11 protein-coding genes are annotated in these 13,761 nt (G+C 45.5%); 5 read left to right on the top strand and 6 right to left on the bottom strand.

Going from position 1 to position 13,761, the window contains the following annotated elements; all coding sequences use genetic code 11:
• Positions 1-2: 2 nt before the first annotated feature.
• Genes LRQ06_RS07310 through LRQ06_RS07300 form a run of 3 tightly spaced genes read left to right on the top strand, consistent with a single transcriptional unit; the run spans position 3 to position 2,993 of the window.
• Positions 3-947: an HlyD family secretion protein gene (locus tag LRQ06_RS07310; RefSeq protein ID WP_232765737.1), complete on the top strand. Its 945-nt coding sequence runs from the start codon at positions 3-5 to the stop codon at positions 945-947.
• Positions 944-1,873 (top strand): ABC transporter ATP-binding protein, encoded by a 930-nt coding sequence (locus LRQ06_RS07305; protein WP_232765736.1) that lies wholly within the window; start codon positions 944-946, stop codon positions 1,871-1,873. The genes LRQ06_RS07310 and LRQ06_RS07305 overlap by 4 nt, the downstream gene beginning before the upstream one ends.
• On the top strand, positions 1,863-2,993 hold the full coding sequence (locus LRQ06_RS07300; protein ID WP_232765735.1) for an ABC transporter permease: 1,131 nt from the start codon (positions 1,863-1,865) through the stop codon (positions 2,991-2,993). Before LRQ06_RS07305 ends, LRQ06_RS07300 begins: the two co-directional genes overlap by 11 nt.
• 81 nt (positions 2,994-3,074) lie before the next feature.
• On the opposite strand, the gene LRQ06_RS07295 is transcribed toward LRQ06_RS07300, so the two are convergent.
• The 3 genes from LRQ06_RS07295 to recQ form a co-directional block, all read right to left on the bottom strand.
• Complete coding sequence (locus LRQ06_RS07295) at positions 3,075-3,524, bottom strand: secondary thiamine-phosphate synthase enzyme YjbQ (protein ID WP_232765734.1); 450 nt, start codon at positions 3,522-3,524, stop codon at positions 3,075-3,077.
• Positions 3,525-3,699: 175 nt separating this feature from the next.
• Positions 3,700-4,023: a DUF3630 family protein gene (locus tag LRQ06_RS07290; protein WP_232765733.1), complete on the bottom strand. Its 324-nt coding sequence runs from the start codon at positions 4,021-4,023 to the stop codon at positions 3,700-3,702.
• Positions 4,016-5,854: an ATP-dependent DNA helicase RecQ gene (gene recQ / locus LRQ06_RS07285; protein ID WP_232765732.1), complete on the bottom strand. Its 1,839-nt coding sequence runs from the start codon at positions 5,852-5,854 to the stop codon at positions 4,016-4,018. Before recQ ends, LRQ06_RS07290 begins: the two co-directional genes overlap by 8 nt.
• A gap of 186 nt (positions 5,855-6,040) precedes the next feature.
• Here recQ and rarD point away from each other — a divergent pair, with 186 nt between their 5' ends.
• Complete coding sequence (gene rarD, locus LRQ06_RS07280; protein ID WP_232765731.1) at positions 6,041-6,976, top strand: EamA family transporter RarD; 936 nt, start codon at positions 6,041-6,043, stop codon at positions 6,974-6,976.
• A gap of 659 nt (positions 6,977-7,635) precedes the next feature.
• Here rarD and uvrD read toward each other — a convergent pair.
• The 3 genes from uvrD to prlC all read right to left on the bottom strand — a co-directional run bounded on the left by uvrD (position 7,636) and on the right by prlC (position 12,751).
• A complete protein-coding gene (gene uvrD / locus LRQ06_RS07275) occupies positions 7,636-9,810 on the bottom strand; it encodes a DNA helicase II (RefSeq protein ID WP_232765730.1) in 2,175 nt (724 codons plus the stop codon).
• A 103-nt stretch (positions 9,811-9,913) separates the two neighbouring features.
• On the bottom strand, positions 9,914-10,624 hold the full coding sequence (locus LRQ06_RS07270; protein ID WP_232765729.1) for an endonuclease/exonuclease/phosphatase family protein: 711 nt from the start codon (positions 10,622-10,624) through the stop codon (positions 9,914-9,916).
• An 84-nt stretch (positions 10,625-10,708) separates the two neighbouring features.
• Entirely contained in the window at positions 10,709-12,751 is a 2,043-nt protein-coding gene (gene prlC, locus LRQ06_RS07265) for an oligopeptidase A (RefSeq protein ID WP_232765728.1), read from the bottom strand.
• 158 nt (positions 12,752-12,909) lie between these two features.
• Between prlC and LRQ06_RS07260 the strand changes: the two genes are divergently transcribed.
• A complete protein-coding gene (locus LRQ06_RS07260) occupies positions 12,910-13,749 on the top strand; it encodes a 23S rRNA (adenine(2030)-N(6))-methyltransferase RlmJ (RefSeq protein WP_232765727.1) in 840 nt (279 codons plus the stop codon).
• Positions 13,750-13,761: the final 12 nt, after the last annotated feature.

The raw sequence follows: 13,761 nt of genomic DNA, 5'->3' as shown, positions 1-13,761 counted from the left end.
CTATGCGCCTGTTTTCAATTTACTTTTTTTTGTCCCTGATTCTTTCCGGATGCCAGCAACAAACGGACGAGCACATTGCCATGGGAACACTGGAAAGAGATACCATTACATTATCCTCCCCTGTGACAGAACAAATTCAGTCCATCTATATCAATGAGGGAGATCACGTCTCCGCCCATCAGCCTTTAATGCAAATAAACGCAGAAACAGCACAACTTGCTGTCGCGCAGGCGCAGGCAAATCTGAATACGGCAAGATTTTCACTTCAGGAAAAAGAAAACGGTGCACGCTCAGAAGACAAGCTGGCAGCCAAGGCCCAGTATGAAGCCGCAAAAGCCATCGAAGAAAAAGCCCGGCTGGCTTACCAGAGAACCCGGAAACTTTTCAAAACCAAAACCGTCGGACAGGCTGAACTCGATAATACTCAGACCGATTACCGCCAAAAACGTCAGTTATCTGAACAATCGCTGGCTCAGTGGCAACGTTTAAAAAACGGAACCCGTCCTGAAGTTCTGGAACAATTAAAAGCAAAAGTGGCCGCCGCTGAAAGTTCACTCAAACAGGCCCAAAAATCTCTCGCTGATCTCACCATCACTGCGCCATCATCAGGTACTGTCGTCCAGCTACCGTGGCTCGAAGGCAACCGGGTAAACATGAACGAACCACTGGTTCGCCTTGAAACCGTATCCCGGCCTTATGCACAGGTTTATGTACCACAAACCGCTTTAGGCAAAATACACGAAGGCCAGACCGTCATGATTCAGATTGACGGCAAACCGAATCCCTATCAGGGAACTATCCGCTATATCCGACGGCAGCCAGCTTTTACTCCTTATTATGCGTTAAACGAACGGGATCGCTCCCGTCTTATGTATCTGACCAAAATCGATATCAGGCAAGCTGAAACCCTGCCTACAGGGATCACTCTGGAGGTTCATCTGCCATGAATGACGATGGTACTCCTGTTATCCGGACTGAAAATCTGACCCGGACTTTCGGACGGCAAACCGCTGTCAACCAATTGGATTTAAACATCCCCAAAGGGATTATCTACGGTTTTCTTGGCCCGAATGGATGTGGTAAATCCACAACTATCCGTCTTCTCACCGGATTATTAAGGCCCACGACAGGCGATATCCATATCTTCGGGAAACCACTGAAAGGCAATGAGGAACAACTGAAAACCCGCCTGGGATACATGACTCAGAAGTTTTCCTTATATGAAAATCTGACGGTAGAGGAGAACCTAAATTTTGTCGGAAGCATTTATGGCCTGAAAGGAAGCCGGAAAAGACAACGGATTTCCGAACTGCTCAATCTGTATGAATTAAAAGGGAGAGAATCTCAGTTATCCGGCTCTATGAGTGGCGGTCAAAAACAACGCCTGGCTCTGGCCTGTGCAACACTCCACTCTCCGGACCTGCTTTTCCTTGACGAACCGACGTCAGCTGTTGATCCGGAAAACCGCCGGGAATTCTGGGAACGGCTGTTTGATTTGTGTGATTCCGGTACCACCATTCTGGTTTCCACTCACTATATGGATGAGGCCGAGCGCTGCCACCGTATCGGTATTCTGGACAATGGCGTAAAAAGAGCAGATGGCTCACCTTCAGAACTGATGTCCAATCTTAAATCCAGCATCATCGAAATTGAAGGGCACGGTCTGAGGGCATTAAAACAATCCCTGCTTCCCCTCCCTGATGTAATTTCCGCCTCTCAGATAGGTAGCCGCCTCCGGGTTTTGATCAGAGAATCGCACCCTGATCCGATCGCTTTATTGCGGCCATTTTCGGCAAATCATTCCCTTAACTACGTCAGACCAAGTCTGGAAGATGTTTTTGTATCCAGTACCGGAGGCCGGCATGTGGGCTAGAATTACAGCAATGCTGACAAAAGAATTTCGTCAGCTCGCCCGGGACAGAATGACATTTGCTATGATCGTGATGATCCCACTGGTGCAACTATTACTGTTCGGCTATGCCATTAATACCGATGTCAGACATGTACCAGCCGGAGTCGTAGACTTATCTTCCAGCCAGATGAGCCGGACTCTGATTGAGTCAGTTGATGCATCACAAGCCGTGGACATCAGACATACCTATCCATCTGTGTCTAAGGCTGAGGCTGCTCTGACATCTGGTGAAATAAAAGCCATTTTATTCATACCAGACGATTTCTATCAACGCTTAGTCCGCCATCCGGCGTTTAATTCCAAACAGGAGAAAACGCCTTTCACCCGTCCGGTTGCCCAGTGGATAGTCGATGGCTCAGACACGTTAATCGCCTCCACCGTCAGAAGTTTACGTTCCATGCCTCTTAATGAGCTGGCCGGCCGGGCCGTTCAGCAATCCGTACCAAGCTTTGAAGTCGTTCAGTATTTCAATCCGGAGCAACGGACTGTCATCAATATAGTGCCCGGATTACTCGCCATTATTCTGACCATGACCATGGTGATGTTCACCTCTGCTGCCATTGTCCGGGAACGAGAACATGGCAATATGGAGTTTCTGATCACCACCCCAATCAAACCCATGGAATTGATGATTGGGAAAATCATTCCTTTCGTTCTGGTCGGTCTGATTCAGGTCACCATTATTCTGGTCGTTGGTCACTTTCTGTTCGGCGTCCCGGTCCGGGGAGGGCTAATCACATTATTCACCGCCGCGTTACTGTTTATTTTCGCCAGTCTGACATTGGGACTGGTGATCAGCACCATCGCCAAAACACAATTACAGGCCATGCAGTTAACCGTCTTTATACTGTTGCCTTCCATTCTTCTTTCCGGATTCATGTTTCCTTATGATGCCATGCCAGAGGCGGCTCAATGGATAGCAGAGGCCCTACCAGCAACCCACTTTATGCGGATGATACGGGCAATCGTACTTAAAAGCGCATCTCTGATGATGTTGAAAAATGATGTTCTCTGGCTGGCCGGTTTCACCGTATTGGGAATTTGTGTTGCTTCATTACGTTTTCATAAACGTCTGGAATAAAAAGAATCACCGGTTTTTAGTGGCTCTGGTCTTCATAAATCAGTGGGACCAAAGCCTTGCTTCGGTAACGGAACTGCACAATTAACGCTCTCCCTGAACCTGATACCAGATAGTCCGGGTTCTTGGTCCGGTATCACATTCAATCAGCAAAACATTTTGCCATGGCCCCAGCATTACCCGGCCATCCACAACCGGAACAGAGAATGAATGATGAAGCAAAAGTGCTCTGAGATGACTTGCGCCATTGTCATCATTCCATGTTTCATGGTGACGATACGGGGTTCCATCGGCAAAGTTATCGCCATAGGGAACGCCTATTGCTTTTTCAAACATGTAATCCATATCGTGTTCCATGATTCCCGGCTCTGCCTCGGTAATGGCCAGTCCCGACACACAACCGGCAACAAAAATCATGATATATCCTTCGCGAATACCACTTTCAGCAACCACAGCCCGGAGATGATCGTCAAGAATTGTTTTACTCATCCTGCCATCAAGGTGGTAATCACGTTCAACGGTATAAACGGCCATATCGACTCCTTTCAAACCTAAGTTTGGCGTTAAAATATAAGATTAAAATTTAGGCACATACTAACGTGTTATGTTGAGTGAAGAATCAGGAGAGATCACAGTTAATACGTTGATAACCGGAAATTGAAAATCCGAACGGGGAAATTTCGGATAATCGGGGAAAATAAATGGCGTGTTATTCTGCTGAAATGTTCAGAAATGAACCGTAATCGATTTGTCGAACCATTTCATCCATAACACTCACAGAATGTCTGACGGATAATGATTCAATCCAGAGTGAGCCGGTATAGTGTTCAGCACGAAGTAAAAAAGAATGACCGTTATAACGAATTAACCAGGATAACAAATCCGCATCACACTGTTTTTCAATAACCTGAGCTGATAACACATTAACCAGTTTCTCTGCAATAACGATAAATTGATCAAAATCGAAACCCGGATAAATCAGTATTATCTTGCCATCGTCTCTGAGATAGTCCTGAACCAATACATCAGCCATGATACGTGAGATGCTCCTGAATTAAATCCAGAAATGAATCCGCATACTTATCCAGCTTGCGTTGCCCGACACCGTTAACCGCTAACATCTCGCCATATGACGTGGGTAGAATTTCGGCCATATCAATCAAAGTGGCATCATTAAAAACCACATACGGCGGGATATTTTCATCATCTGCAATCGATTTTCTCAGCTTACGTAATTTCGCAAACAGCTTTTTATCGTAATGTTTACCTGACAGCTTATCGGATTTGGCTGTCCGGGCGGCCGTATCAAGACGGGGAACCGCAAGTTCAAGTTCTATCTCTCCCCGTAATAATGGCCGGGCTTCTTCTGTCAGTTGCAATGTCGAATTACGGGTAATATTTTGCTGTAATAATCCTTTATGGATTAACTGGCGAAAAATACTGACCCAGTAATCATGACTGTAGTCTTTACCAATACCGTACGTTGAAAGCTTATCATGCCCATTTTCCCGGATCCGGATATTTTGCATGCCTCGTAACACTTCCACGACATAGCCAATACCAAAATTCTGATTAACCCGGTAAACGCAGGATAAGGCTTTCTGAGCCTGTTCTGTTGCATCAAACCGTTTAGGGGGGTCCAAACAGATATCGCAATTACCACAGGGTTCTTTCCGGTATTCACCAAAATAATTCAGTAACACCTGACGACGGCATGTTTGCGCTTCCGCAAAGGCACTCATTGCATTCAGTTTATGACTTTCAACCTGCTTCTGCGGGCCCTCTTCCTTTTCATCCAGTAATCGCCGCAACCAGCCAATATCCGCCGGGTCGTAAAGCATCATCGCTTCTGCCGGCAAACCATCCCGACCGGCCCGGCCCGTCTCCTGATAATACGATTCGATATTACGCGGGATATCGAAATGGACAACAAATCGGACATTGGGTTTGTTAATTCCCATCCCGAAAGCCACGGTTGCCACCACAATCTGGATATCATCTTTCTGGAATGCATCCTGTACCCAAGCCCGTTCATCCGCATCCATTCCGGCATGGTAACCGGCAGCCCGAATGTGGTTATTACATAATTTCTCTGTCAGCATTTCGACTTTTTTCCGGCTTCCGCAGTAAATAATGCCGCAATGCCCCTTTTGAGTCGAAACAAACCGGATTACCTGAGAAACCGGCTTATGCTTTTCAATTAAGGTATAGCGAATATTTGGCCGATCAAAACTTCCCATATAGACATGAGGATCGCTGAGATGCAGCCGTTGCCGGATATCAACCCGTGTCGCTTCATCGGCGGTTGCCGTCAGGGCCATCACAGGAACGTGATCAAATCGTTGTTTTAACTGTCCCAAAGCCGCGTATTCAGGACGAAAATCATGCCCCCACTGAGAAATACAATGCGCTTCATCGACCGCGATCATTGACAGCTGTAGATTGGTCAGATGGTCCATAAAATTGTCCATCAACACCCGTTCCGGTGACACATAAAGCAGTTTTAACCGACCGGAATTAACCCGTTGGTACACATCCATCAGGTCATCCCGTACCATAGATGAATGGATACACTCAGCTGCCACACCGTTTGCTTTTAACTGGTCCACCTGATCTTTCATCAACGAAATAAGCGGTGAAATAACCAATGTCAGGCCAGAACAAACCAACGCTGGGACCTGATAACAAAGCGACTTACCACCACCGGTTGGCATAATCACCACACAGTCACGACCGGCAAGCACCGCATCAATCACTTCTTTCTGGCCTACCCGGAATGTCTGATAACCAAAAACAGAACGCAGAATGCTCTCTGAATCTGAATTTATTTCAATTATCTGTTCTGCTGTCGAAGTGGTGGTCATAAACGATTTTTCATCAAAACGGGTGAATAAGCATTATATATCAGGGTGAGTATTGTAATCGGTCGATCCATGGATTGAAACCGAAAATCAACGCATGAATTAACACGGATTAATACGAGCATTATGTCAATAACTCACGTTATACTGCCAATGTGATCCCATTTTTTTGATGTATTAAGGAAAGTAATGATTCAGGAAGAACAGCAGCAGGCACAAAAAGGCGTGATATTTGCTCTTGCCGCCTATTTATTGTGGGGAATTGCTCCCATCTATTTTAAACAGCTAACACTGGTTTCTCCATTTGAAATTCTGTCTCACCGTGTTGTATGGTCATTTGTATTGTTGTCCCTGCTCATTCATATCAGCCGTCAATGGGGCTTAATAAGGCAGCTATTTCGCTCAGGTAAAACCATCGCATTATTGTGTATTACCTCATTGTTAGTTGGATCCAACTGGCTGATTTTTATCTGGGCAATCAGTAATAATCATATGTTGGATGCCAGTTTAGGCTATTTTATTAATCCAATCATTAATGTCATTCTGGGATTGGTTTTTCTTCAGGAACGTTTGAGAAAAATGCAATGGCTAGCCGTAACCTTAGCAATGGCTGGTGTCGCTGTTCAACTGTTTGTCTTTGGCTCTATTCCCTTTGTTGCCATTGCACTGGCCTTAAGCTTCGGTTTTTACGGATTACTGAGAAAAAAAATTGCCGTTGACGCCGTGACAGGCCTGTTTATCGAAACTCTGGTTCTGTTTCCGGTGGCGGCCATTTACCTGACAGGATTTGCCAATTCCCCCACCAGCAACCTGGCCAATAACAGTTTATGGCTTGATTTTCTGCTTTTCAGTGCCGGGATTGTTACCACCATTCCTTTACTGTGTTTTGCCGGAGCGGCAAAAAGATTACGTTTATCAACACTGGGGTTTTTCCAGTATATCGGCCCCAGCATAATGTTTCTTCTGGCCGTTATCGTTTATGGCGAAACATTCAGTACAGACAAGGCCATCACATTTACATTCATCTGGGGAGCTTTGATCATTTTCAGTCTGGACGGACTTAAAAACCGGCGTTCAAAAACACTCATCAATGCTCTTAAAAACAGGCCGGATACCACGGCCTGATTCATTATTCAGATTATTTTTTATTCATTTAGATTAACCTATTGGCAATTTTATCGAATTTATATTCATAAAATTGCCATAGTTATATCATCTCAAGCCACTCAAATAATGTTAAATCATAGCAAATACACTTCCTTTATCTGATCACTTTGTAAGAGATCTCTTACAAAGAAGTAAGGATATGACTATATTTTTCCCGGACAAACCGAACAGAATGCCATTAAGGTGCTGATTTGTAATAAAAACCATAAAATCTTTAACTTTCCGGTTTATTGTAATCGTTTTCTTTTGATTGCGTAAAAAGTCAGATTCGATAATATTAATCCATCGGCAGGACGCTGAAAATGGACATGGAAGGGATGCTTATCATTACCAGGATGGTGATGACTAAGGACGGAAATGGACACCCCTCTGGACAGGGCAGGATTTAACATCAGGATGATGTAAGGACACCACTAAGGATTAGTGATGAGAGTTAACGAGGACTGTTAACTGACCGGGATAAGGTTTAGGACACCGCTAGGAAGGCGATGTAAGGATTGAGCTGAGGGATTTTCAGCAGACTATCAAGGATTAGATGCAGGGAGCACCTCTTAGTAGCCGGATTGCTGCGAGTGAGACTATAACCCCGATGAGCGATGCTCTCGGGGTTTTTCTTTTTACATTTTTTCCAGTTTGGCATAAGCCGTCACCAGCCACTTAATACCCTCACCATTGAACGCCACCTGAACCCGGCTTTGCGGACCGGTGCCTTCAAAATTAATAATGGTTCCTTCACCAAATTTAGGATGTTTTACCCGGGAGCCCAGACTAAATCCGGTTTCATTAAAGCTTTCCTTTACCACTTTCTGACTGAAACGGCCGCTATTCGAAGGCCGGCTGACTTTCGCTTTCATGCGCACTTCATCCAGACAGGATTCGGGTAATTCTTTAATAAACCGAGATGGCTTATGATACTTATCCTGTCCGTATAATCGCCGCATCTCAGCATAAGTAATATAGAGCTTCTGCATTGCCCGTGTCATACCGACATAGCAAAGACGCCGCTCTTCCTCCAACCGGCCGGCTTCTTCTACTGACATCTGACTTGGGAACATGCCTTCTTCGACTCCAACCATAAATACCATCGGGAATTCAAGGCCTTTAGCACTATGAAGAGTCATCAACTGGACAGCATCGTCAAATTCATCAGCCTGCCCTTCCCCGGACTCTAAAGCCGCATGTGTCAGAAAGGCAGTCAGCATGGACATATCTTCTGCTTCTTCCGGTTTTTCAAATTGCCGGGTCGCTGTCACCAGTTCTTCCAGGTTCTCAATCCGGGCCTTGGATTTTTCCCCTTTTTCCTGCTCATACATTGCGTATAGGCCAGAGGCTTTAATAACATGGTCCGTTTGTCCATTCAATGTCATCTCACCGGTATCATCTTCCAAGGCATTAATCAGTTCCATAAACCGCCCCAGAGCGCCTCCGGCCCGGCCAACCAGAACTTTTTCATCCAGTAATGACTGGCACGCCTGCCATAATGTACACCCTCTGTCACGAGCGGCAAACCGAACCGTTTCCAGCGTCTTTTCTCCCAGCCCCCGGGTAGGAGTATTCACGATTCGTTCAAAGGCCGCATCATCATTACGGTTAGCAATCAAACGCAGATAACCAAGGGCATCTCTGATTTCCTGTCGCTCGAAGAAACGCATACCGCCATAAATACGATACGGTAAACCGGACTGAAGCAGTGCTTCTTCCAATACCCGTGATTGCGCATTATTCCGGTAAAGCAATGCCGTTTCTGTCAATGCCCCGCCTTTGTCCTGCCACTCTTTGATTTTATTCACAACGAAGCGGGCTTCATCCAGTTCGTTATAGGCAGAGTACACCGAGATTAGTTCACCTTCCTGTCCGTCTGTCCATAAGCTTTTCCCCATACGCTCCGTGTTATTGGCAATCAGGGTATTCGACGCTTTCAGAATGGTTTTAGTGGAACGGTAATTCTGTTCCAGACGAATGGTTTTGACCTCGGAAAACTCCCGGGTGAATTTTTCGATATTTTCAACTTTTGCTCCGCGCCAGCCGTAAATAGACTGGTCATCATCACCAACAATCATAACGTGGGTATCCGGGCCACACATCAAACGCAACCAGGCATACTGAATATTGTTGGTATCCTGAAATTCATCAACCAGAATGTGTTTAAAACGGGCCTGATAATGCTCACGGATAAATTTATTTTCTCTCAGCAGTTCCTGAACTCTCAACAGTATTTCAGCAAAATCAACCAAGCCGGCCCGGTCGCAGGCCTCCTGATACGCCCGGTATAGCTGAATATAGATACTGGTAATCGGATCCTGAAAGCTATCAATATGCTGAGGCCGTAATCCTTCGTCTTTTTTGCCGTTAATCCACCAGGCAACCTGACGGGCAGGCCATTGCTTATCATCCAGATTCTGAGCCTTAATCAGACGTTTGATTAACCGCTGCTGATCATCTGAATCCAGAATCTGAAAATCTTCCGGAAGTTTAGCATCAAGATAATGTGCACGAAGAATACGATGACAAATGCCATGAAACGTCCCGTTCCACATTCCGGATGCACTGCCCATCATGAGCTCTTCAATCCGTCCCCGCATTTCCGCTGCGGCTTTATTGGTAAATGTCACCGACATAACCGAAAACGGCGAGGCATCTTCGACCGCCATCAACCAGGCAATACGATGAACCAACACCCTTGTTTTACCACTCCCGGCTCCGGCTAATACAAGCAGATTCTGTAGTGGAGCAGCAACCGCTTCACGTTGTTTATCGTTCAGGCCATCGAGTAGTAGAGAAGGATCCATCATAACGTATCACTTACTGGTTATTTATACATATCAGACGGAATTATAACCATAAACGGCCATGAGATGCTCGTTTTTCAGGAATTTCTTTTTGATAAGGGAATGCTCAGTGAAGGGACCTGAAATGATTGTCGATATGGAAAGTCACCCGAATCGGGTTATGATCAGATGCAGTGGTAGTGAGCACTTCCGCTTTTTTTAAATCCAAACCCCGGTAATAAACGTGATCTAGTGGTAACCGGTTCAGAAAATGCCGGCGCATGTCATTCGCATACGTCACTTCGCTTAAGCCGAGATCCATCATCATCAGGGCAATCATCTCCTGACGTTTCCGGCTCCAGGTATTAAAATCACCCGCAAAAATCATTGGCCCGTTGTCGTCCCTGAGATCGGTAATCAACGTGCTCATCTGCTTACGATAAGCCTTCATTCCCAGTGTAAAATTAATCAGGTGCACATTCACTGCCGTTAAAATCTGACCATTACTCAGCTGATACCGGGCAATACTGGAAGACTTGGGAAGACGGAAGACGGGTTCAGGAATCCGGTAACCGGATACTGATTCGACCGGAGATTTCCCGGCTGACAATACGCCGGCACTGTTATTAAAAATAGTAAAAGCGTCAACATGATTCGCATGCCAGTGAGCTTCCTTTATGTACCGCTTAAAGGCCATCGTCAGCTTCACTTCCTGCAGTAATACAATCTGAGAATGTAAACTGTACTGACTGAGCTCATTCCGCCAGTCCCGCCCGGTCTGTTTGTGTAAGTTCCAAACCAAAACCTGCAAGTGCCCATGAGAATCAATTGAATACACGAAAGCCTCTACATTAATAGTGATTCTGTGTTCCAATACCAAAAAGAAAGGGGTATCAAATACCCCTTTCCACTCACATCCTGTTTATGCGGCAATTCCGGAATGCCTTAACAGCGCATCGATTTCCGGTTCACGTCCCCGGAATCGTTTAAACAATTCCATCGGTTCCTCACTCCCCCCCATTTCCAGTATGTGGTTCAGGAAGCTTTTTCCGGTATCCGTGTTAAAAATACCGTCTTCTTCAAAGCGAGAGAACGCATCGGAAGATAATACCTCTGCCCATAGATAACTATAGTATCCCGCGCTATAACCACCAGCAAAAATATGACTGAAACTGTGGGAAAAACGATTCCATTCCAGACTTGGTAACACCGCCACTTTTGATTTAATCTCCGCCAGAGTTTCCAGAACTTTAGGCCCTTCGTCCGGATCGTAATTAGTATGAAGAGTAAAATCGAACAAACCAAACTCAAGTTGGCGTAAAATGAACATCGCTGACTGAAAATTCTTCGCAGCCAACATTTTATCCAACATTTCTTTCGGTAACGGCTCACCGGTCTCGTAGTGACCCGAAATAAAGGCAAGGGCTTCTTCTTCCCAACACCAGTTTTCTAAAAACTGGCTTGGTAATTCCACCGCATCCCATGGAACCCCGTTAATACCGGAGACCGCACCAACATCTACCTGAGTCAACATATGATGGATACCATGTCCGGTTTCATGAAACAGCGTCACCACTTCATTGTGAGTAAACAGAGCCGGTTTATCTCCGACCGGTTTATTAAAATTACAGGTTAAGTACGCCACAGGCGTCTGAAGTTCGCCGTCATTTGTGATTCGGCGCCCCCGGCAGTCATCCATCCATGCTCCGCCACGTTTATGTTCACGGGCATACAAATCCAGATAAAAGCTTCCCCGAAGCTCATTATTGCCATCAAAAATATCAAAGAAACGAACCGACTCATGCCAGGTTTCCACTCCCTGACGCTCTTTTACCGTCATTCCGAACACGCGGTGCAAGACTTCAAACAAACCGGAAACCACTTTTTCTTCCGGGAAATAAGGGCGGAGCTCCTCATCCGATATCTGAAACAGGTGCTGCTTCTGTTTTTCACTGTAATACGCAATATCCCACAAATGAAGCTCGGAGACATCGTAGGTAGAAGAAACAAACGCCTGAAGCGACTGCACTTCCTTTTCACCCTGAGGTTTGGCTTTTTTCGCCAGATCATTGAGGAATGTCAGGACCTGTTCCGGTGTTTCCGCCATTTTAGTGGCTAACGATTTTTCACTATAACTACTGAAGCCCAATATTTTTGATATTTCATAACGTAATTTCAGTTCTTCATTAATAATATCCGTATTATCCCACTTACCGGCATTCGGACCGCGATCAGACGCACGGGTAACATATGCTTCATACATTTCCTTACGAAGCGCTTGATTATCGCAATACGTCATTACAGGCAGGTAAGACGGAATATCCAAAGTCAGCAGATAACCTTCCAACCCTTTCGACTCTGCCGTTGCCTTTGCCGCCGCAACCGCACTTTCCGGCATACCGGATAAGGCTTCAACATCAGTAACGTGCTTTGTCCATCCCATTGTTGCATCTAACACGTTATTGGAAAATTTAGAACTCAGTTCAGACATCCGCTTGCTGATCTCACCATACCGTTTCTGCTCAGCCAGTGGCAGCCCGATACCTGACAGTTCAAAATCTCTTAATGCATCATTGATGGTTTTCTTCTGTGCCTGAGTCAGCTTTGTAAATGCATCGCTGGCCTTAATTGCTTTATACGCCTCAAACAGGCCTTTGTGTTGCCCGACCCAGGTGCCATATTCAGACAGTAGCGGCAGACAACTCTCATAAGCTTCACGTAGTGCTTCACTGTTCACCACAGAATTCATATGACTGACGGGAGACCAGATACGACCTAAGCGATCATCCACTTCTTCAATTGGCGCAACCAGATTTTCCCATGTCGGAGATGAGTTTCCATTCAGGAGCTCTTCAATCGTAGTGCGGCAGTCATTAATCGCTTCCTCTACGGCTGGTTTAACATGCTCAGGCTTAATACTTTTAAACGGAGGTAAGCCCGTAAAAGAGAGAAGTGGATTAGACATAAACTATTCCTTTTTATTTGAATATGTTGCTTCGACAGACTTTCGAAGGACTTAAATACTAAATATAGGTTGCTTCGCCAATTTTCAATAGTCGCGTATAATTAGAAAATTCTATTTTCTGATAAGTTACCCGAATTGTGAGGGTAAGAGAGTATAATTTGCTGAGTTATCGCCACAGTTTTCACGCCGGCAACCATGCTGACGTCCTTAAGCATATTGTGCAGAGTTTAATTCTGTCCGCCCTGCAACAAAAAGAAAAACCATTTATCTATCACGATACCCATTCCGGGGTGGGACGATATGACCTGACTCACGAATGGTCAGAAAAGACCGGGGAATACAAACAGGGAATAGCAAAGCTTTGGCAACAAACAACGCTGCCTCAGGAGCTCACCGGTTATATTGAGGCCATAAAACAACTCAATTCTAAGGGTGAACTGCGTTTTTATCCTGGCTCTCCACGTATTGCCCGTTCACACATGCGCCCTCAGGATCGAATGATTCTCACCGAACTTCATCCTTCCGATTATCCGCTGCTTAAGCAAGAGTTCCACCGAGATCAACTGGTTCATATTGCCAAAGAGGATGGGTTTAAACATCTGAAAGCCAGTTTACCACCAAAAGAAAGACGGGGGCTGGTTCTGATCGACCCTCCTTATGAACTGGCACATGAATACAATGATGTAGTGAGAGCCATAGCACAAAGTTACAAACGCTGGGCGACCGGTATATATGCAATCTGGTATCCGGTGGTTAACCGCTGCGATATTGATGATATGCTGGATGGATTAAAAGGTTTGGGTATCCGGAAAATTCTTCAGGTAGAACTTGGGGTCTCGCCGGACACCAACGAACGGGGCATGACGGCTTCCGGGATGATCGTTATCAATCCACCATGGAAACTGGAATCACAAATGAAAGAATTGTTACCGTTTTTACAACAAGCCATAGCCCCTGTCACCGGACATTATAAGGTAGACTGGGTTGTACCTGAATAATATGCCCCCAAG

Source organism: Vibrio salinus, assembly GCF_021272385.1.
In the GTDB taxonomy this organism is placed as follows: Bacteria; Pseudomonadota; Gammaproteobacteria; order Enterobacterales; family Vibrionaceae; genus Vibrio; species Vibrio salinus.
This window is presented reverse-complemented; position numbering and strand designations above follow the sequence as displayed.